The organism is Trichococcus sp. (genome assembly GCF_049684335.1).
Taxonomy (GTDB): Bacteria; Bacillota; Bacilli; order Lactobacillales; family Aerococcaceae; genus Trichococcus.
On sequence record NZ_JBAVFV010000035.1, the window covers coordinates 1 to 20964 of the forward strand.

Sequence of the window (20964 nt, forward strand, 5' to 3'; positions counted from 1 at the left end):
GCTACTTCAGTTAATTGCTCATCAGTGATGCTCTTAACGCCGATATCCTCTAGACAAACTGGTAATCCAATCGATAAAGAGAAGTCTAGTACTTCGTACAACTCTTCCGAGGGAGCGTTTTCAAGAATCAATTGGCAGATTACACCAAAAGCAACCTTTTCACCATGAGTAGCACCATGGGCGTCATGTAAAATAGTTAAGCCATCATGAATCGCATGGATTGCTGCCAAGCCACCACTTTCAAAACCGAGTCCTGACAATAAGATGTTTGCTTCAATAATATTTTCCAAAGCTGGAGTTACAACATTTTGATCGCTGGACTCTTTCGCTTTGACCCCATCTTCTAAGAGTGTTTCATAACAGAGTTTTGCCATTGCTAAAGCAGTCTTAGTACTTTTAGCTGGTGGACACAATCCTTCACGAGCTCCACAAGGTAATCCAGCATTGACATTAGCAAAAGCACGAGTTGTTGCCCGAGCTTCAAAATAAGTCGATAATGCATCTCCCATACCCGAAACCAAAAACCGAGTGGGTGCATTGGCAATTACAGTTGTATCGATTAATACAACGGATGGGCTTTGCATAAAATATGCGTAGTCATCAAACTCGCCATCTTCAGTGTATAATACAGCAGAGTGGCTGGTTGGAGCATCAGTGGCAACAATTGTAGGAACAATAATCAAGTTTTTTCCTTCAGCGACTACCTTAGAAGTGTCGATAGCTTTGCCACCACCAAGACCAATAATACAGTCACAAGACTCTTGTTTAGCTAGCTCTTGCAAACGAGAAGCCTCCACACGGGAAGCCTCACCGTGAAAGTTAGTTTCCACAAATTCGATACCAAATTTTTCTGCCGTTTTATCAAGTTTTTCACGTACGCGATCCACATCGTCTTTATTGGCAATTAGCAATGCCTTTTTCCCAAATGTTTGGACAAAATAGCCTAAATTCAATAATTCATTTTCACCTTGGACATATTTAGTTGGACAAATAAACGCTTTTCTCATTTTTATTCCTCCTAATTTTTTTATTTTTTTCGAAATACAATAACTCATTGAATTATCTGCCAAAGTAACCCCTTACATTATTCAGATAATTCCCTTCCTTGAAACTACGCTCAGTTTACCAAGTAAGCGTTATCCACTCAACAGACAAACAACGTCCTTTGTCCGATTCAATTGTTTTAAGGATGATGTATAATGAAAAATAATAAAATATGATAGTTAATACGTTTTCGAAGGGGTCACACAGCATGAACCAACAAAACGCAACGAAAGAAATCATTGCTTATTCCTTCAAATATCTCGCACGTGAAAAGGATATTGATAAAATATCAATTACAGATATAATGGACCAGACAGATTTCCGCCGTCAGACTTTTTATGATCATTTTGATGACAAGTACGATTTAATTACTTGGATTTTTTCATATGAAACCTCTAAATTAATTCAATCACTTACGGTTTGGGAAAAGTGGCAAGAAGGATTACTCTATCTATTGAATTATCTTGAAGAAAACAGTAATTATTATAAGAAGGTTTTTTCAAACATGAAGTTCGATTCATTTAAGGATTATTTTGCATATTATATTAGGCAAATTGTTCAAAAAGTCGTGAATGACTATTTTCGAATACACGTTATTTCTAATAACAACCCAGCTATTATTGTGACAACAACTGACTTTTATGCTTATGGATTGTCAGAAATGCTATATCGCTGGGTTCTCGGAGGCTGCGAGCTGAATAGCGAAAAATATTACAAATTGCTTATTCAAGTGATTGGCTATAGAATTCAGCCTTAAATTGCTTTGTTATTATGTATCTAACTTACAACATAAATAAAAAAATATTGACTATACACTGATTAGAAGGAAGTGATTGTTTATGCAAGAATATATCTTAGCGATTGATCAAGGAACAACAACAACTCGTGCAATTATTGTTGATCGCCAAGGAAATTATATTGGCACTGCATCTCAAAAATTTGAACAACTTGTTCCACAATCTGGCTGGGTGGAACAAGATCCGAATGTGATTTGGCAATCAGTCTGTAATGTGATTCATAAAGTTATGGAGGGGTCTTGTATATCATTCCATCAAATTAAAGCGCTTGGAATTACAAATCAACGCGAAACATCTATTGTATGGGATCGGCAGACCGGGCAACCAATTTACAATGCAATTGTCTGGAGTTCCAATCAATCACTAGCTATTATTAACGAATTAAAAAAAGATGACGTTGAAGATTACATACATGAGAAAACTGGATTAGTATTTAGTCCCTATTTCTCTGCTAGTAAAATTCGCTGGATCCTCAATCATAAACCAGGCTTACAAGAGAGAGCAGAACGTGGGGAGTTAGCTTTTGGAACAGTGGATAGTTGGCTTATTTGGAAACTGACAAATGGTAAATTACACTGCACCGATCACACAAATGCATCACGGACGATGTTATTTAATATTCACACCTTGGAATGGGATGATTACTTACTAAATCTATTTAATATTCCAAAAAATATGTTGCCGGAAACTTATCCAAGCTCTTATGTTTATGGACTGACCGATTCAGATATTTTTGATGGAGTGAACATTCCAATTGCTGGCGTTGCGGGAAATCAGCAAGCAGCGTTATTCGGTCAATTAGCCTTTCATCCTGGCCAAGTAAAAAGCACTTATGGTCAAGGAACTTTTATTGTCATGAATACCGGCTCTGAACCGAAAATGTCTAAACACAGGTTACTCACCACAATTGGATATTCGATTGACAATCAAATAACTTATGCACTTGAAGGATCTGCTCTTATTTCAGGTAGTGCAATTGAATGGTTGAAAGAGGGATTAAATTTATTTGAATCAATAGAGGATTCAGAAATTTTTGCACTTGAAGCTGAAACTAATTCCGGAGTTTACGTTGTCCCTTCCTTTCGAGGAATAGGTGCTCCATATTGGGATTCAAGCGCACGAGGATCTATTCTGGGAATCAATGAATCCACAAGCCGACGAGAATTGATTCGAGCAACTTTGGAATCCCTTGCCTATCAAGTCTATGATATTATTGAATTAATGGAATCAGATACTGGTATTGTAATAGACATCCTTTACGTTGATGGCGGAGCTGCACAAAATAATCTATTAATACAATTTCAAGCAGATATTATCAGAAAAACAGTTGAGCGTATCGAACGATTAGAGACCACTGGACTAGGGGCCGCTTATCTTGCTGGTTTAGCAGTTGATTATTGGCGTAATCAAAACGAACTTGCTGTTTTAGTATCTGCTAACGAACAATTTAAACCTAATATGATTATTAAAGAACGCCAAGAACGATTACATGGTTGGCATAGTGCTGTTAAGGCAACACGATATTATGCCAAATTATTACATAAATAATTATTATTCCACACGAGTTGTAGAGCTTTATCAAGTGCTTTTAAGTACGAATTTATCAACGCTTTTTAATTTCGAGAGAAATTGACCATGTACTTTTTCAGGATGAATCCATGATCCGGACTATCAGGCAATTCAGAAGACTTGGTTCCTGAAGGGATGAATATTTCGGCAAAAAATACGCTAAAACAACTGCACAAGTCATGCTGCGGTGGCAATTGCAAAGTGGTGTCGTTTCACTTTCCAAATCTGCAAATCCAGCACATGTGCGCCAAAACTTCGACATTTTTGATTTCGAACTGAACGCAGAGGATATGGCAAAAATTGCTGCAATCAACACAGATACAACCGTTTACGCTGACCACCATGCTGCGCAAACAATTGAAAACTTAGCAGGTTATATCGGAAAATCCTATTAATTTGAATGAAGTGTACAAACTCAGTAAAAAGAGGCGAGAAATCTCACCTCTTTTTCTTTTTGGATAAATGAAAACAAGCTGTGACAGAAATTTTTTTATGTTTTACAAATGAATGTCGTGACGGTAGATCATTTTCTACTGCCCGGCTAACCACTCAACTAATTCATCTTGAGAGGAAACAACAGCTTCATCTTCCACAGCAAGTCAAAAGCAAATATATGTTCAATTTTCCAAAACAAAGAAAATACAGCCCCAAAAGATTTCTGTACAGAGAGCCGAAATCTTTTGGGGCTGTATTTTTCATTTATAAACTAATCCAGCATATCCTTGTAAATATCCTTCAATGTCGCCAGCTGTTCATCCGTCCAGGTGCCGCGCTGGCGTTGGTCGCGGAAGCGGCGGCTTTCGCCCTCCAAGGCTTTTTTGGAGCGCTTGATGTCCTTGTAGAGTTCGTTGGCGGAGATGCGCTGGGCGCCTTTCGAGAAGACGAGCTGCTGTTCGGCCAAATCGCTAGTGGCGACGTAGACTTCCGTCAGCACATTGCGCAGTTTTTTGACGACGCCTTCGATGTAGGTGTCGGCGGTCTCACCCTGTGCGGTGAAGATGACCTTCACTCGGTATTTGGAGTATTCTTTCGTGATGCCGGGAACGAACTGGGCGTCGAAGACGCACCAGACTTCATTCCCTTCATAGCTTTGATAATCGGACAGCGCCTGCAGCAGTTGATCCCTGGCCTCTTCGATGAGGTCCTGGTTCTTCAGCTTCACCAGTTCCGGCCAGGCGCCGATCATGTTGTAGCCGTCCACTATCAAAATTTCTTTCTTCAACATGGCCTTCACCTCGCTTCTTCTCGTACGCAGACGCTGCAGATCAAATGTGGCGTTTACGGAAAACTTCGTACATCATCAGTCCGGCTGCGACGCCGGCGTTTAGGCTTTGGACATGGCCGACCATCGGGATGGTCAGCAGGCCGTCTGCGGATTCCTTCAACAGGCGGGAAATGCCTTTGCCTTCGTTGCCGATGATCATCGCCAACGGCAAAGTCGTGTCCCACTGGCGGTAATCCTGACCGGACATATCGGTAGCGTAGATCCAGACACCGCGTTCCTTCAGTTCTTCAACAGTGCGATGCAGATTCGTGACGCGCACGACAGGCACATGCTCGATTGCGCCTGTCGATGCTTTGGCGACGGTCGCCGTCAAGCCGACTGCGCGGCGCTTCGGAATGATGACTCCGTGTGCGCCGCAGGCATCCGCGGTACGCAGCACAGAACCCAGGTTATGTGGATCCTCGACACCATCGAGGATGATGAAGAACGGATCTTCGTTCTTGGCGGCAGCCGCTTCGAACAAATCATCGAGCACGGCATACTGGAAAGCGGCCGTAGCGGCGATGATGCCCTGATGGACGGCATTGTCGGACAACATGTCCAGTTTGGACTTCGGCACCGCTTGGATCTGGATCTTGCGGTCCTTCGCCAACTTGATGATGTCGCCCAATTTTTCTCCGCCCAGTCCATCCTGGATGAACAGTTTGTTGACGTCGCGATCGGAGCGCAGCAATTCCAGTACCGGGTGGCGTCCCATCACGAAGTCTTCGTTTTCGGGTATTTCTTTTTCTGCTTCATCGCGTCGTTTTGGTTCCGGTCTGCCCTTTTTCGGTGCATTGCGGGTGTCTTTGAACGCGCGGTTCGGTTTATTTTTCATAATTATTTCCCTCGACTTCTTGGATACACCAACGGATCAACTCTTCAAGCCGTGCCTCTTGCCCGGAAAGATGCAGATAGCCCATCAACGACTCGAAACCGGTCGCGATGCGGTAGGTTGTTACGTCCGCATTTTTGGCAATCGTATGGCTCTTGCTGTTGCGGCCGCGACGATACATGTCCATTTCTTCCACACTCAGGAAGCCATCTTTGGCAAGCATCGCGTGCATCAGCTTCGCTTGGGCTTTAGCCGAAACGAAAAAAGTCGCACGACGGTGGAGTTGGTTGGGTTTGGTGTGCCCTTTTTCTAATAAATGTGTTCTGATATAGGTCTCATAAGCGGCATCGCCGACATATGCCAAGGCAAGACCGTTCAATAAGCTCCAATTGTGTTCTGTCACTATGCTCTTCTCCATCTGGTGCCCTGCGAAGTGTCATCCAGGATGATGCCCTGATCTTTCAGGTAATCGCGGATTTCATCACTGCGGGCGAAATTTTTGTCTATTCGGGCTTGTGTCCGTTCATCGATCAGCGTTTGGATGTCATCATCCAACAACGCTTCTTCCTCCAGCACGACGCCGAAGACGCCGACCATCGCTTTGTACAAAGCAAGTGCTTTAGTGATGACCGCTTCGGAAACAGCTTCGCCTTCTGCGTAGATGTTCAATTCCTTCGCGAACTGGTAAACAATTGTCATGGCGTTGTCCGCCTGGAAATCGTCATCCATTTCGGTAACGAACTGTTCCTGCAGATTCTGGAACAAAGCCTGTTTTTCTGCATCGTCCGGCAGTGCCGCAACGGCATCCTGCAGGCGATAGTGGGCGTTCTGATAGGCGATTTTGACCTTATCCAGGTTGATTTTGGCTTCTTCGATGGCTTTGTCGCTGTACTTGACAGGACGGCGGTAATGCGCTGTTCCGAGGAAGAAACGCAACACCTGCGGATCGACTTCCTTCAGGATATCATGCACCGTCACGAAGTTTCCGAGCGACTTGCTCATCTTTTCAGCGTCTTCGCCAATTGTGACGAAGCCGTTGTGCATCCAGTAGTTCGCGAAAGTTTTGCCGGTTTTGGCCTCGCTCTGCGCGATTTCGTTCTCGTGATGCGGGAAAGTCAGGTCATGGCCGCCGCCATGAATATCGATGGTGTCGCCCAAATATTTGGTCGCCATCACGGAGCATTCGATGTGCCAGCCCGGGCGTCCCGGACCCCACGGCGATTCCCAGGAGACTTCATCCGGCTTCGCTTCTTTCCAAAGCGCAAAATCGAGTTGATCTTCTTTCTTGATGTTCTCTTCCGCGTCCAAGCGTTCGCTGGCGCCGACGATCAGGTCCTTGATCGATTGATCGCTCAGTTTGCCGTAATCCTTGAACTTGCCGGTGCGGTAATAGACGTCCCCGTCAGCCGCATAGGCATAGTCTTTTTCAATCAGTTCGCCGATGAAGGCAATGATTTCCGGAATGTTTTCCATCACGCGCGGATTCAGCGTCGCTTTTTCAACATGCAGCGCCGCGGTGTCTTCATAGAAGGCTGCGATGAACTTTTCGGCGACTTCTTTTGCGGAAATGCCCAGCTCTTTTGCGGCGCGGATGATTTTGTCATCCACGTCGGTGAAGTTGGAGACGAAATTCACGTCATAGCCGCGGTATTCCAAGTAGCGGCGGACGGTATCGAAGGCCACGGTGCTGCGCGCGTTGCCGATGTGGATGTAGTTGTAGACGGTCGGACCGCAGACATACATGCCCACCTTATTCTTTTGGATCGGTTGGAACTCTTCTTTTTCGCGCGTCAAGGTATTGTAGATTTTTAACATTGCGCACTCCTTTCCAGCTTCGAAAAAAGGGCTGACGCCCTTTTTCGTTTGCTAATCATTCAATTGTTTTGTCTTCTTTATGCTTATGGTAACGGACGATTTTTGCCGGTATACCGACTGCTGTGACATCAGGCGGAATTTCGCTGACGACGACAGCTGATGCCCCGATTTTGGCATTGTCGCCGATTTTGATTGGCCCCAATACTTGCACATGGGCGGATAACAGCACGTTATTCCCGATGGTGGGATGGCGCTTGCCGGTGTCTTTCCCGGTGCCGCCCAACGTCACGCCATGGTAGATCATAACATCATCGCCGACTTCGGCTGTTTCCCCAATGACGATCCCCATGCCGTGGTCGATGAACAGACGGCGACCGATCGTCGCTCCCGGATGGATCTCGATTCCGGTCAAGAAACGCCCGAGATGCGAAATCACCCGACTGAAGGTGTACCATTTCTGCTTATAAAAAAAATGAGCGATATCATATACAAGGATGGCGTGTAACCCCGGGTACGTCAGAACGACTTCCAACGTACTCCTTGCAGCCGGGTCATGATCTTTTATGGTTTGAATCGTTTCGCGTAATCTATTCAAGTCATTCCAGGCCCCTTTTTGGATTATCCATCTATTATATAGAATAAGCTCATTTTTGCTAGACTTTTTTATCGGTCCTACATTTTATCCAATACGCTGTTCAAGTGAGCCAAGCTCTTCTCTCTGCCCAGCACTTCGATGGTCTTGCCGATTTCAGGCCCGTGCATTTGGCCGCTGACGGCGACACGGATGGCCATGTAAAGGTTCTTGCCTTTGATTTTGGTTTCCTTTTGGACTGCTTTGATAGCACCCAGAATTTCGGCTTCTTCGAACGGTTCGATGGCAACCAATTGTTCTTTGAATGCGGCAAGTACAGTCGGCGCCGTTTCAGCAGCCAGAATTTCTTGCGCTTCTGCGTCCAGATTGAGTTCATCCGCGAAGAACATTTCCGATAGGGCAACAATCTCAGCGGCATAGCTCATTTGCTCATGGTACAGACTGATCAGCTTTTTCGCATATTCGCTGTCGGCTTCAGTAGGGTTTTTCGGCAATTTGCCGGCAGCCACCAAGTGGGGCGCGGCCAAAGCCACGACTTCATCCAAGTCGGCGCTCTTCATGTACTGGTTGTTGATCCATTCCAGTTTCTTTTGGTCGAAGGCGGCAGGCGATTTGCTCAGACGTTCCGGATCGAACATCTTGATCAGATCGTCTTTCGAGAAGATTTCGTCTTCTCCGACCGGTGACCAGCCCAACAGCGTGATGAAGTTGAACATCGCTTCCGGCAGGTAGCCCAAGTCTTTGTATTGTTCGATGAACTGAAGGATCGTTTCATCGCGTTTGCTCAATTTTTTGCCGGTTTCACTGTTAATGATCAACGTCATGTGTCCGAAAGTAGGTATTTTCCAATCGAAGGCTTCATAGATCATCATTTGTTTCGGTGTATTGGCGATGTGGTCATCCCCGCGCAGGACATGGGTGATCGCCATCATGTGATCGTCCACGGCAACCGCAAAATTATAGGTCGGGAAACCGTCACGTTTGCGGATGATGTAGTCTCCGCCGACGCTGCTGGCTTCGAATGTGATCGGTCCTTTGACGATGTCGTCAAATGTGTAGGTGTTTTCGATCGGCACACGGAACCGGATGACCGGCGTGATGCCTTGTGCTTCTTTTTCAGCTTGTTGGGAAGGCGTCAAATTTGCGCATTTGCCGCCGTAATGAGGCATTTCGCCGCGTGCTCTTTGTTGTTCGCGTTCCGTTTCCAATTCTTCCTCGTTGCAGTAGCACTTGTAGGCGCGGTTGGAAAGAAGCAGTTGATCGACCAATGGATCGTAGATATGCTGTCTTTCGGATTGACGGTACGGTCCGAATTTGCCTGGTTTGTCCGGGCCTTCATCCCAATCCATCCCTAACCATGCCAAGTTTTGCAGTTGGCTTTCTTCGCCGTGTTCAAGGTTGCGTTTTTGGTCCGTATCTTCAGTACGGATGATGAATTCACCGTCGTTATGGCGGGCAAACAGATAGTTGAACAATGCGGTACGGGCGTTTCCGATATGCAGGTTACCGGTTGGGCTTGGTGCATAACGTACGCGGATTTTCTTTGTCATATGAAGTATCCCCTTTTCTGTGGAGCTGGTTGTATCGTGCTGGATTTTCTATTTGATGCCTTTTTGTGAGTGCGCAGGCTTCGCGAAGATCATGCGGCCGGCAGCTGTCTGTAAGGCGCTTGTGACGACGACTTCGATTGTCTCATTCATGTAATGCTGTCCCTCTTCGACGACGATCATCGTGCCGTCATCCAGATAGGCCACCCCTTGATTGCGTTCCGTCCCGACTTTGATGACGGTGACGACCATATATTCACCGGGTATGACGACCGGCTTCACGGCATTAGCCAAGGCATTGATGTTCAATACCGGAACATTCTGGAACTCGCAGACTTTGTTCAAGTTATAGTCGTTCGTGATGACAATGCCGTCGATTAGTTTCGCCAAACGGATCAGCTTGCTGTCAACTTCAGGAATCTCTTCGAATTCACCTTCGTAGCTTTCCACGACGATATCCTCTTCTTTTTGGAGTTTGTTCAGGATATCCAATCCCCGTCTGCCCCTGACACGTTTCAGGCTGTCCGAGGAATCCGCAATATACTGCAGTTCGCGCAACACGAAGTTCGGGATGACGATGACGCCTTCCAGAAAACCGGTTTTGGCGATGTCGTAGATGCGCCCGTCGATGATGACGCTCGTATCCAAAATTTTGTATTTGCGGAAAGTATCATCCGCTTTGCGGTCAAGCATCTGTGTTTCTTCCTGCTTTTTCGGTTTCGCTGCGAACAGTTTACGGAATTCTTCGATCCGGGTAGTCCCCACGCGGAAGCCCAGATAGGCCAGGATCAAGGACAGGATAGCCGGCAGCACATCGTTGATGACCGGAATCCTCAGTGATGTCAATGGGATGCCGATTAGCCAAGCCAACACTAGCCCGATGATTGTTCCGATCGAACCGAACAGCATGTAGCTCACCGATAAGGTGCTGAAATAATTCTCTATCTTTTGCATGACGTCCAAAATCAATTTCATCAATAAAAATGACAATAAATAAAATATAAGTGCTCCAACCCCAAAATTAACAAAAACATTATTGAAGAGATTATTTTGTATGCCCGCTAATTCCCACAGGTAAGGCAGTGCTGTAATGCCAGCGCTACCGCCCACCATCAGGAAGACGGCCGTAATGATTTTCCGTTTCAAAGGCTTTCCTCTCTTTCCTTCTGTCATCAATTTTTATTCGGAAATACTTTGCGCAGCGTTTCTTGAAGCGTTGCGACAGGAATGATCTGGATCCCGTCTGGATGCTTCCAGCCAGCCATATTATTCTTAGGCAGATACACTTTTGTGAAGCCCAACTTTTGGGCTTCATTGACGCGTTGCTCGATCCGGCTCACCCGGCGGATTTCACCGGTCAGGCCGATTTCTCCGATAAAGCACTCTGTCGCGGAAGTTTCGCTGTCCCAGTAGCTTGAAGCGATGCTGACCGCCACAGCCAAGTCGATGGCCGGCTCATCCAGCTTCACGCCGCCTGTCGATTTGAAGTAGGCATCCTGGTTCTGCAGCAGCAAGCCCGCCCGTTTTTCCAGCACGGCCATGATCAGCGAAACCCGGTTGTAGTCCAAGCCGCTCGCAGTCCGGCGGGCATTCCCGAAGACAGTCGGCGTAATCAGACATTGGATCTCGGCCAAAATCGGGCGCGTGCCCTCAAGTGAGGCAACGACTGCCGATCCGGAAGCTCCGGCAAGCCGCTCTTCAAGGAACAGCTCGGAAGGATTCCGCACCTCGCGCAGACCGCCTTCGATCATTTCGAAAACGCCGATCTCGTCGGTCGATCCGAAACGGTTTTTGACGGCGCGCAGGATCCGGAAAGCATGATGACGATCGCCTTCGAAATACAGCACCGTATCCACCATATGCTCCAGCATCCGCGGTCCGGCGATGGCGCCTTCCTTTGTCACGTGTCCGACGATGAAGATCGCGATGTCGTTGCTCTTTGCAATCCGCATGAATTCGGCGGTGCATTCGCGCACTTGCGTTACGCTGCCGGCCGTGCTCGTGATGTCCGGATGGATCATCGTCTGGATCGAGTCCACGATGACGAATTCCGGCTTGATCCGCTCGATTGTGGTGCGGATTGCGTCGATATCCGTTTCCGGGTAGATGTAGAAGTCGGTGCCCTTCACCCCTAGCCGTTCCGCCCGCAATTTGATTTGACTCGCACTTTCTTCTCCAGAGATGTACAGAACGCGGTGACCACCTTGGTTGATCTGCGCCGAAACCTGCAGCAGTAAAGTGGACTTGCCGATGCCGGGATCGCCGCCGATGAGAATCAGCGAACCGGGTACGATGCCGCCGCCCAGCACGTGGTTAACTTCTTCCATCTGCGTCTTGACGCGCGGCAGATTCTCGGTCTTGATGTCCTGGATGGCAATCGCTTCAGGTACGTTCCCGCTGAAATTGGAACGCTGCTGTTGCTTCACTGCTTTCGTCGCTTCCCGTTCTTCCTCCATTTGGTTCCAAGTGTCGCAGTTCGGGCAGCGTCCCAGCCATTTTGGCGACTCGTATCCGCAAGCCTGACAAACGTATTTCACTGCATTTTTTTTTGCCAAATGAATCTCTCCTTCAAGTATGAACCAACTTATCTTATTTTATCACAAAAAGCCTACTCTACGTATAACAATCCGCAAATACACGCCGATTTGGCTTTTCTTTTTAGGCCTGTCCTGACGAGCCGAAACCGCCTGTGCGTTCCGATCCTTCTGCTTCATCTTGGTCGGCTTTCAGGAACTGCAGGAAGATACCTTGGCCGATGCGGTCGCCCTTGCGGATGACTTTGTCGCGCAAGCCGAAATTCAGGAACTGGAAGTAGATATGCCCTTCGTTGCCCTCGTTATTGTAATAATCCGCATCCACAATGCCCACACCGTTCGGTAGCACGATGAAATTTTTCAGCGGATTGCTGGAACGGTTCGTCAATTGCAAGTATTCGTCTTCCTGCATGTAGGCTTTGATCCCGGTAGGCACCAAAAGCGGCCGCAAAAGCTGTTCTTTTTTTTCGAGTGCCTCATCTTTGTCGCTGTTGAAAATTTCCGTAAGATGCGATCCTGCGCTTTGCACGACCGTCTTCCAGATCGCCGGCAAGACGATTTCTTCGGCTGCTTCAAAATCGTATCCCGCTGCGTGTTTCGTTGCACGCTTGGGCAATTGGATGTTTTTATCGGTATAACTGTTGATGACTTCAAACCCTCTTTTATTCATGGATCAAAACTCCCTTTTCTCTCTAGTATCGCTGTATCGATCTCTCCTGCATCAAAGAACCATTTTACCAAAACAACCGCTGTTTTTCACGGTTTAGTTGTGTGCTTGCCTTTTCCTACTGCCATCGGGGCGAGCGCTATATACACTATAGCAATGAATTGAGACTTTTTCATGACCAATTCCTGAGATTTTTCTAAAAGCTTTCCGCGCTAAGAAAGCGCCTTCGGCATAATGCCCAAAAAACCAGCACCTTTTTTGGGCAGTTTCCCGTGGTTATGGAATCCGCTTTCAAATAAGATAAGGACATAAAAGAAAACCAAAAAAATTCAAAAGGCAGGTACAAATAAATGGTAGAGATCCAATTAAACAGCATCCATAAAAAATATGACAATTCCCCAAATTATTCCGTAACAGATTTCAACTTGCATATCCAAGATCGCGAATTCATCGTCTTTGTCGGTCCTTCCGGTTGCGGAAAGTCAACAACGTTGCGTATGATTGCAGGCCTGGAAGATATTTCGGAAGGCGAATTGATCATCGGCGATACCGTAATGAACGATGTGGCACCGAAAGACCGCGATATCGCGATGGTTTTCCAGAACTATGCACTCTATCCGCATATGACCGTATTCGACAATATGGCTTTCGGTCTGAAACTGAGAAAGTACAGCAAAGACGAAATCAAGAAGCGTGTTGATAATGCAGCCGACATCCTGGGCTTGACGGAATATTTAGACCGCAAACCGGCAGCTCTATCCGGTGGGCAAAGACAGCGTGTCGCCTTGGGCCGCGCAATCGTGCGTGACGCAAAAGTCTTCCTGATGGATGAGCCGTTATCCAACTTGGACGCAAAATTACGTGTGGCCATGCGTGCTGAAATCGCAAAATTACACCGTCGCCTGAACACGACGACCATCTACGTAACCCATGACCAAACCGAAGCGATGACCATGGCGGATCGTATCGTCATCATGAAAGATGGCTTTGTGCAACAGATCGGCAGCCCGAAAGAAGTTTACGATACACCAGTTAACGTTTTCGTAGCTGGATTCATCGGATCGCCTGCCATGAACTTCTTCAACGTAACTTTGCAGGATGGCATCATCACGAACGGCGAAGGGCTTAAATTGACCTTGCCGGCCGGAAAACGCAGAGTCTTGGAAGAAAAAGGCTACAACGGCAAAGAATTGATTTTCGGTATTCGTCCGGAAGATATCCAAAGCGAGCAGATTGTTCTTGATACCAACCCGACTTGGGCTGTCAAAGCGGAAGTGGTCGTATCCGAATTATTGGGTGCTGAAACCATGCTTTACAGTAAAGTCGGCGCAACAGAATTCATTTCCCGTGTGGACGCGCGCGATTTCCATTCGCCAGGTGAGGTCATTGATTTGGCCTTCAACATGAACAAGTCCCACTTCTTCGACAAGCAATCCCAAGATGTGATCACCATCCCTTAACCAGAGGATGGCGGCATCACCTGAAATACACTTACCAGTTCTACCCTCCCCCATAGAAAAAGGCTGTCGCTCATTTTTGAGGACAGCCTTTTTCTTATGGATTTTGGTGGTATGTTTGTCTGATCCGGGTTCGCGTTCGTGTGGATTTCCCCGTCAAAACAGTTTTGGCGGGGAATATCGTCTTGTCCGCGGGCGTTTTTCCCCGCCAAGGGAGTTTTGGCGGGTTTTATGACTGTGATTTGAACTGTTTTTCCCCGCCGAACCGCGTTTGACGGGTTATTTCAGCATAAATTCAATTCCATGCAGCCACTTTTTATGAGATGTTGCTGTTGTTCTGAAAGACTCTACCCTTCCACCACGGACTTATCGAAGGCTTGCTCCGGAGTGATGGCATCCTTGACCCAGACCGAAATCGAACCGGCATTGACCGGGAAACGGCCATTGCCGTCCTTGCCGATTTCAACTTTTTCCTCACGGTTGCCCGTATAATCCGCGAAAGTCTGTCCGGCATACTGTTCGCCGACATACATATCCTTGAACCCTTCATCGCTGTTGGAAATGACCGTAGCCAAACCATACGGATGCTCTTCATTGCCCAGACGCGTCCAGCCGACGCAATTGCCGTGATCGAAGTAATCACGTTGTTCACCGTAGGCGTGGTTGGAGCGGAGATAGAGCAGTTTATCCAAGGAGGCTTGTTGGCCGTCAACCGGATTCGGCCCTTTAATGCCGTAGTAGTCCCCGTAGAACAAGCAAGGGAAACCTTGTTCACGCAAAAGCGTTATGCCGTATGCCAACGGTGTGAACCAAGGCTCGACATAGGACTGCAAGGCTTGATTTGGTTGCGAATCGTGGTTATCGACGAACGTAACCGCATGGGTAGGGTTTTTGGCGACCAGCGTCTGATTGAAAAGGTTCCGCAAATCATAGTCCTTGCCCTGCTGGGAAGCGACATGGAAGTTCTGATGCAGTGCGACATCGAAAAGATCAAAGGTGAAATCTGTTGCTTCCAAGTATTCCTTGATCGCCCCGTATTTATACTTCCAATACTCCCCGACCACATAAAAATCATCGCCGTGCTGTGCGCGGATCGTCTGCACGAAATCCTGCACGAAGTGGTCATTGATGTGCTTGATGGCATCCAAACGGAAGCCGTCAACGCCGGTTTCCTTGATGTACCAGTCCGCCCATTTCTTGATTTCCTCCACTACCGCTGGATGGCTGTAGTCGATATCCGTATACATCAAATAATCATAATTCCCATGCTCACTATCCACACTTTCGTCTTCCGCCCAACCTTTATCGAGACCTTTGAACATGTAAATAGCTTTTTTGCCGTTCTCATTATTGAAGTCCGTTCCGGTGAAATGTTCCCAGCTCCATTTGAAGTCAGAATATTTATCGCCGCGGCCGGGGAACGTGAATTTCGTCCAGCCTTCGATGTCATATGCTTTTGTCTGCTTCTCTTGACGATTATCCGGATCCACTTCATAGGCAAGGAAGCGTTCCGTTTCGTCCGCGCCGGCTTTGTGGTTCAGGACAACGTCAGCATAGACTGCGATCCCTTCCGCATGCAGCGCTTCGATTGCAGCCAAATACTCTTCTTTGGTTCCGTATTTTGTACGGACGGCCCCTTTTTGGTCGAATTCACCCAAGTCATAGAGGTCATAGACGCCATAACCGACGTCATTCGTCCCTGTCGCTTTGTAGGCCGGGGGAGTCCAGACAGCCGTAACGCCCAGTTCCTTCAGATGCTTTGCATCCTCTTTCAGGCGATTCCATAATTGGCCATCATCGTCCAGATACCATTCAAAATATTGCATCATCAATCCGTTCTCTGCCATTCGACCACTGCCTCTCATCCATTCTAGATTTGTTGTAGTCTACAAAATACTTTTCGCTCTTCTCATTATACACGCTTCTCTTACATTTACCTTTTGGGACGCCTCCCGAGCTCCGCTTTCTTCTTGGCGGGGCAAAATGCTTGCATCTTGAATCGGACCCCGGTATACTGACATTAAGTTAGCTGAACTGCTGATTTCTTTTTTTGGCTATATATCTCGAATTAGGAATATACGAAATAGAATACATAACGAAATGAGGAACCGATCCATGAACACATTAAGAGGAATCCACCACGTCACCGCCATCACCAGCAGCGCCGAAAAGAACTATGACTTCTTCACCAACATCCTCGGTATGCGCTTGGTCAAAAAAACCGTCAATCAGGATGACATCCAGACCTATCACCTTTTCTTCGCCGATGACCGCGGCAGCGCCGGTACGGATATCACTTTCTTCGATTTCCCGGGCATCCCGAAAGCCGTCAGAGGGACAAATGAAATCTTCAAAACCGGTCTGCGTGTCCCTTCGGATGAAGCATTGGCATACTGGGTGAAACGCTTCGACAAATATACCATCACGCATTCCGGCATCTATGAACAGTTCGGCCGCCGCGTGATCGACTTCCAGGATTTTGACGAGCAGCTTTATCAGTTGGTTTCCGATGAGTCGGATACCGGCGTGGCTCCCGGAATCCCGTGGCAAAAAGGCCCTGTTCCGAATGAGTACGGCATCCGCGGTTTGGGCCCGATTTTCGTCCGGATTGCTGATTTCAATTTCTATAAGCAAGTATTGGAGTCCGTATTGGGATTCCGAGCGGTCTCTTCCGAAGGCGATGTGCATCTCTTTGAAGTAGGTGAAGGCGGCAATGGTGGCCGCATGATTGTGGAGCATAACGCTTCGCTGGGTCAAGCACAGCAAGGGTTCGGCAGCGTCCACCACATGGCCTTCCGCGTGAAGGACCGCAAAGAATTGGAAGAATGGATCGAGCATATGGGTTCGTACCGTTTCCCGATCTCCGGCTATGTCGACCGCTTCTACTTCGAATCGCTTTACGCCAGTATTGCTCAAGGCATCCTCTTGGAGTTTGCGACGGACGGCCCGGGGTTCATCGATGATGAAGAGCCTTACGAAACATTGGGTGAACGTTTGGCCTTGCCGCCTAAATTCCGGGATTCCCGCGAAGAGATCGAAGGCTTAGTCCGCCAATTCGACACCGTGCGCAGCACGAAGGTGTTTGAAAAAGAATACTTGGACTGACAAAAAAGCAGGGGGCTGTCTCGAAAACGAGATAGCCCCCTACTTTTTTGCATTTTAAACAGATTGTGTTTCCTTCAGCACCAAACAGACACTTTGGTAATCCCCTTGCAGGGCATCCTTCAGGTAGAGTCCACGGTTCATCAGCTCATCTCCGCCGATTACCCCTTCATACCCGCTGACAGTGTAGAATTTAGCGGCATTCAAGCCTTTGAACATCACTTTTTTCTTCTTCAGGTTGGCCCGGTCGAGAACCCGGTAGTAGAAATAGAGTGCCTCGTCCTGTTCCGGACTCACGAAGATCCAAGCGGCCTCGTTCTGCGTTTCGAAGGGACTGAGGATGCGGTGGAAGACACCGTATTGGACGAGTCCGCGGTGCTCCTTGTAGAAGCTGATCTGCTCCTTCATCTCCTGTTTCTCGGCTTCGGACAGCGTCGTCACGTCCAGTTCGTAGCCCAAGTTACCGGCCATCGCCACATCACCGCGCATCTTCATCGAAGCCATCCGATGCGTCTGATGATTCGGGATAGCTGAGACGTGCGAACCCATGCTCGAAATCGGCATGACGAGGCTAGTGCCGTATTGGATTTCCAGTCTCGCCACCGCATCGGTGTTGTCACTGGTCCAAGTCTGCGGCATATAGTAGAGGATACCCGGGTCGAAGCGCCCGCCGCCGCCTGAGCAGCTTTCGAAGAGGATATGCGGATATTTCGTCACTAGCGCCTCCATCACTTCATAAAGGCCCAGCATGTACTTGTGCAGCACTTCCCCCGGCAATGCGCCTGGAGCCGCCGTACCGATTTCGGTCATGTTGCGGTTGTAGTCCCATTTGATGTAGTCGATTGGTACTTCATCCAAAATTTCCATCATCTGCGCCAAGATATTGTCTCGTACTTCTTTGCGACTGAAATCAATCACATACTGGCTACGGCTAAGTGACTTTTCTCTTCCGGGCGTATGGATGCACCAATCTGGATGGGCACGATAGAGATCGCTGTCCTCGGAGATCATTTCCGGTTCGAACCAAAGCCCGAACAGCATACCTTTCGCCTTGATGTTCTCCGCGAGCTGCTTCAAGCCGGACGGCAATTTCGCGGTGTGGACATGCCAATCACCCAGCGAAGAGTAATCATCGTCACGTTTGCCGAACCAACCATCGTCCAGCACGAACAGTTCGATCCCCAAAGTGGATGCTTCATCGGCCATCGCCTCAATCTTTTCGGCCGTGAAATCGAAGTAGGTGCCTTCCCAGTTGTTGATCAGGACCGGACGCTCCGCAAATTGGTGCTGGCCGCGGATCAGATGCTTCTGGTAGAAAGGATGCAGCGTCTGCGACAAGCCATTCAGGCCGTTTTCGCTGTATACCAATACGACTTCCGGTGTCTGGAACGCCTCTCCGACAGGCAAATGCCATTGGAAGTGGGTAGGATTGATGCCCATCTGAATGCGGGTTTGTGCATAGGTATCCACTTCGATATTAGCTCTGAATTCGCCGCTATAGACAAAATGGAAACCATAGACGGCGCCTTGATCTTCCGTCGCCGTTTTTTCCGCCAACGCTACAAATGGTTGATAGGCGTGACTGGTAGTGCCACGCTTGCTGTCCAGGGTATGGATGCCGCGAACAAGCGGTGTACGCACGATTTGGCGTTCCCTTCCCCAAGCACCCGGCAACTGGATCATATCAAAATCAGCATCCGGGAAATCGATGGACATGCTCAACGCTTTGTTCAGGTGGATAGCTTCGGAACCATTGTTGTGGAAGCTGGCCGAGCGTGTCAGCACTGGATAGTCCCGGAACAACGTATAGCTCAAAACGACCTCCACTTTTGTGACGTTATCTTCTAAGGTCAGCAGCAATGTTTCCGCTGGTTCTTCCTTTGTTTCGTAAGTCTGTGGTAACCCTTGCAACGGCTGTTTGCCTGTCACGATTTCATGGCTCTTATAGGTCAACAGGCTGACGGTTGTTTGATCGGGATACAGGCATTCGAATGCCGATTCGCGGAAATCGCCGCTGCCGTTGCCCGGAAATTCCTGCGGCAAGGTCGCCAGCGAAAACTCACGGCCAGGCACCTCGAACGGATTGGGCGCAAAAGCATTGTCTTGGCGCGGGTAATCAGCCACTTGCGAAAAACTGTTGATCCGTTTCCCCCAATACTGATGGGACACATATTTCTCTTCTTCTAATGCAATCACATAACTCACTGATTCGTTCTGCAAATGAAAATATTTTTTTGTTTCATCAAATGTTATCGTCACAGTCATCACTCCTTAAATCCACTCATTTTTCTAAAATATTTGTTTTTCCCCTGCTTCAGTCCGGTGAAGGATGGAGAATGTGTTTGTTGGCAAGTCAACCGTCAAGCTAGCTGCCTCTTCGGCAGTGGACCACGTCAAGGTGAAGGCACCTTCGTTAATATTGGTTATCTCCAAATCTCCATCGAAAGCTTTAGCCGTGTTGCGGAAAGCCAGCAAGCGGAAGAGGTCTTTTACGACCGGACGCTCGATTTCTTGCGCGATTTCATCTAGTCCATAGTAGTGCCTATTGATGTTGCGGCCTTCCTTGCTGTTCTCCAGCAACTCCAGATCGTTTTCGCCAGCAAGCAAGCCTACGTAATAAATCTGGGGAATCCCAGGAGTGAAGCACTGGATTGCCCGCGCCAACAGATAGGCGGCATCGTTGTTTCCCAAAGCCGAATAGTACGTGCAGTTGATCTGGTAGATATCCAGATTGTTGTAGGCTTCCGAGCTGTAAATCCGTTTCAGGTTGGCACCTTTTTCATAGAGGGATTCCACTGTGAAGTCCACTTCTGCTTGGGTCATCAGATCCTTCACATCGACGACACCGATGCCATCATGCGTGTCCAAGGTCGTGAACTGGTCGCGCGGGCAGATGTCCAGCCAATGCAGCAGCTTATCGGCTTTGCCGCTGTAAAGGGCATGCAGCACGAGCATCGGCAGAGCAAAATCATAGACCGGAAAGCCTTTTTCCGCGATTTTCTGCTGGATTGTGTAGTGCTCATGGATTTCGGGAAGGACCGTCACATCATAAGGCTTCAGGATTTCCACTGCGTATTCCAGCATCTCCCAGATTTCTGGTTCCACGAAGAAGCAGTTCGTATCCAATTCCTTGATGGCGTAAGCGAACGCGTCCAAGCGGATGATCGAAGCCCCTTTGTCCGCCAGGAAACTCAAGGTATCCTTGATGAACTGGCGCGTTGCTTCGGTCTTCACGTTCAAATCGATCTGTTCTTCCGAGAACGTGCACCAGACTTTCTCCGTCGTGCCGTCCTTGAAATGAGCATCCACGTAAGGCGCTTTGGGTTTGCGTTTATAGATCAGGTCGATGTCCGCATCAGTCGGCCGGTTCTCCGGCCAATAGTCGTTGTAGCGGATGAAGTAGTCCTTGTAAGGGGACGCCTCTTTTTTCTCCAGGAAATCCAAATAATAGGGAGATTGCGCGGAAATGTGGTTCAGCATGAACTCATACATCATGTAGAATTTTTCGCTGATGCGTTTGATGTCATCCCAGCCGCCGAACCGCTCATCCACTTTCGTGTAGTCCATCGGCGAAAAGCCGCGGTCGCCGGATGATGGGAAGAACGGCAGGATGTGCACGCCGCCGACTACCCCTTTCAGATGGGTGTCCAGCACATGCTCCAGATCTTTCAGGTTATTGCCCAGACTGTCCGGATAGGTGATCAGCATCGCTTCATTTTTTATCTTCATTATCAGTTACCT

Annotated in this window: 17 protein-coding genes and 1 pseudogene; 5 read left to right on the forward strand and 13 right to left on the reverse strand. The window is 48.0% G+C overall.

All coding sequences use genetic code 11. From position 1 onward, the window contains the following. On the reverse strand, positions 1 to 1007 hold a 1007-nt coding region (locus tag WBM30_RS06240; protein ID WP_424899932.1), incomplete at its 3' end, for a glycerol dehydrogenase. A gap of 245 nt (positions 1008 to 1252) precedes the next feature. Between WBM30_RS06240 and WBM30_RS06245 the strand changes: the two genes are divergently transcribed. The 3 genes and pseudogenes from WBM30_RS06245 to WBM30_RS06255 all read left to right on the forward strand — a co-directional run. After that, complete coding sequence (locus WBM30_RS06245; protein ID WP_424899887.1) at positions 1253 to 1801, forward strand: TetR/AcrR family transcriptional regulator C-terminal domain-containing protein; 549 nt, start codon at positions 1253 to 1255, stop codon at positions 1799 to 1801. 82 nt (positions 1802 to 1883) lie between these two features. Then, on the forward strand, positions 1884 to 3389 hold the full coding sequence (gene glpK, locus WBM30_RS06250; protein WP_424899888.1) for a glycerol kinase GlpK: 1506 nt from the start codon (positions 1884 to 1886) through the stop codon (positions 3387 to 3389). A 179-nt stretch (positions 3390 to 3568) separates the two neighbouring features. Next, a pseudogene (locus WBM30_RS06255) lies at positions 3569 to 3805 on the forward strand (aldo/keto reductase); the annotation flags it as partial. A 311-nt stretch (positions 3806 to 4116) separates the two neighbouring features. Here the strand turns inward: WBM30_RS06255 and WBM30_RS06260 are convergent. The 9 genes from WBM30_RS06260 to WBM30_RS06300 all read right to left on the reverse strand — a co-directional run bounded on the left by WBM30_RS06260 (position 4117) and on the right by WBM30_RS06300 (position 12667). After that, entirely contained in the window at positions 4117 to 4632 is a 516-nt protein-coding gene (locus WBM30_RS06260) for an NYN domain-containing protein (protein WP_424899933.1), read from the reverse strand. A gap of 43 nt (positions 4633 to 4675) precedes the next feature. After that, a complete protein-coding gene (rlmB, locus tag WBM30_RS06265; RefSeq protein ID WP_424899934.1) occupies positions 4676 to 5392 on the reverse strand; it encodes a 23S rRNA (guanosine(2251)-2'-O)-methyltransferase RlmB in 717 nt (238 codons plus the stop codon). A 109-nt stretch (positions 5393 to 5501) separates the two neighbouring features. Further along, positions 5502 to 5927, reverse strand: a complete 426-nt coding sequence (locus WBM30_RS06270; protein WP_424899889.1) for a Mini-ribonuclease 3 — start codon at positions 5925 to 5927, stop codon at positions 5502 to 5504. Then, the gene (gene cysS, locus WBM30_RS06275) at positions 5912 to 7324 is read right to left on the reverse strand and encodes a cysteine--tRNA ligase (protein WP_424899890.1); all 1413 of its coding nucleotides are present in this window, start codon (positions 7322 to 7324) and stop codon (positions 5912 to 5914) included. The genes WBM30_RS06270 and cysS overlap by 16 nt, the downstream gene beginning before the upstream one ends. Before the next feature lie 55 nt (positions 7325 to 7379). Next, entirely contained in the window at positions 7380 to 7919 is a 540-nt protein-coding gene (gene epsC, locus WBM30_RS06280) for a serine O-acetyltransferase EpsC (RefSeq protein ID WP_424899891.1), read from the reverse strand. Between the two features lie 77 nt (positions 7920 to 7996). Continuing rightward, positions 7997 to 9466 (reverse strand): glutamate--tRNA ligase, encoded by a 1470-nt coding sequence (gltX, locus tag WBM30_RS06285; protein ID WP_424899892.1) that lies wholly within the window; start codon positions 9464 to 9466, stop codon positions 7997 to 7999. 48 nt (positions 9467 to 9514) lie between these two features. Further along, positions 9515 to 10609 carry a PIN/TRAM domain-containing protein gene (locus WBM30_RS06290; protein WP_424899893.1) on the reverse strand — a complete coding sequence of 365 codons (1095 nt, stop codon included), beginning with the start codon at positions 10607 to 10609 and terminating at the stop codon, positions 9515 to 9517. Positions 10610 to 10635: 26 nt separating this feature from the next. Next, the gene (radA, locus tag WBM30_RS06295; RefSeq protein WP_424899894.1) at positions 10636 to 12018 is read right to left on the reverse strand and encodes a DNA repair protein RadA; all 1383 of its coding nucleotides are present in this window, start codon (positions 12016 to 12018) and stop codon (positions 10636 to 10638) included. A gap of 103 nt (positions 12019 to 12121) precedes the next feature. After that, positions 12122 to 12667, reverse strand: a complete 546-nt coding sequence (locus tag WBM30_RS06300) for a dUTP diphosphatase (RefSeq protein WP_424899895.1) — start codon at positions 12665 to 12667, stop codon at positions 12122 to 12124. A 347-nt stretch (positions 12668 to 13014) separates the two neighbouring features. On the opposite strand from WBM30_RS06300, the gene WBM30_RS06305 reads away from it, so the two are divergent. After that, entirely contained in the window at positions 13015 to 14124 is a 1110-nt protein-coding gene (locus WBM30_RS06305; protein ID WP_424899896.1) for an ABC transporter ATP-binding protein, read from the forward strand. Between the two features lie 344 nt (positions 14125 to 14468). Here the strand turns inward: WBM30_RS06305 and WBM30_RS06310 are convergent, their stop codons facing one another. Then, entirely contained in the window at positions 14469 to 15968 is a 1500-nt protein-coding gene (locus WBM30_RS06310) for an alpha-amylase (protein ID WP_424899897.1), read from the reverse strand. Between the two features lie 268 nt (positions 15969 to 16236). Here WBM30_RS06310 and WBM30_RS06315 point away from each other — a divergent pair, with 268 nt between their 5' ends. Beyond that, a complete protein-coding gene (locus WBM30_RS06315; protein ID WP_424899898.1) occupies positions 16237 to 17226 on the forward strand; it encodes a VOC family protein in 990 nt (329 codons plus the stop codon). A gap of 54 nt (positions 17227 to 17280) precedes the next feature. Here the strand turns inward: WBM30_RS06315 and WBM30_RS06320 are convergent, their stop codons facing one another. Together WBM30_RS06320 and gtfA are read right to left on the reverse strand one after the other, a co-directional pair. Continuing rightward, complete coding sequence (locus WBM30_RS06320) at positions 17281 to 19482, reverse strand: alpha-galactosidase (protein ID WP_424899900.1); 2202 nt, start codon at positions 19480 to 19482, stop codon at positions 17281 to 17283. Positions 19483 to 19512: 30 nt separating this feature from the next. After that, entirely contained in the window at positions 19513 to 20952 is a 1440-nt protein-coding gene (gene gtfA / locus WBM30_RS06325) for a sucrose phosphorylase (protein WP_424899901.1), read from the reverse strand. Positions 20953 to 20964 lie beyond the last annotated feature (12 nt).

Bases quoted from the DNA above. Each gene is read 5' to 3' on its own strand.
- gltX (WP_424899892.1), bottom strand. From the start codon at position 9,466: ATGACAAAGAAAATCCGCGTACGTTATGCACCAAGCCCAACCGGTAAC.
- glpK (WP_424899888.1), top strand. From the start codon at position 1,884: ATGCAAGAATATATCTTAGCGATTGATCAAGGAACAACAACAACTCGT.
- WBM30_RS06315 (WP_424899898.1), top strand. From the start codon at position 16,237: ATGAACACATTAAGAGGAATCCACCACGTCACCGCCATCACCAGCAGC.
- WBM30_RS06305 (WP_424899896.1), top strand. From the start codon at position 13,015: ATGGTAGAGATCCAATTAAACAGCATCCATAAAAAATATGACAATTCC.
- WBM30_RS06245 (WP_424899887.1), top strand. From the start codon at position 1,253: ATGAACCAACAAAACGCAACGAAAGAAATCATTGCTTATTCCTTCAAA.
- gtfA (WP_424899901.1), bottom strand. From the start codon at position 20,952: ATGAAGATAAAAAATGAAGCGATGCTGATCACCTATCCGGACAGTCTG.
- WBM30_RS06310 (WP_424899897.1), bottom strand. From the start codon at position 15,968: ATGGCAGAGAACGGATTGATGATGCAATATTTTGAATGGTATCTGGAC.
- WBM30_RS06270 (WP_424899889.1), bottom strand. From the start codon at position 5,927: ATGGAGAAGAGCATAGTGACAGAACACAATTGGAGCTTATTGAACGGT.
- rlmB (WP_424899934.1), bottom strand. From the start codon at position 5,392: ATGGGACGCCACCCGGTACTGGAATTGCTGCGCTCCGATCGCGACGTC.
- cysS (WP_424899890.1), bottom strand. From the start codon at position 7,324: ATGTTAAAAATCTACAATACCTTGACGCGCGAAAAAGAAGAGTTCCAA.
- WBM30_RS06300 (WP_424899895.1), bottom strand. From the start codon at position 12,667: ATGAATAAAAGAGGGTTTGAAGTCATCAACAGTTATACCGATAAAAAC.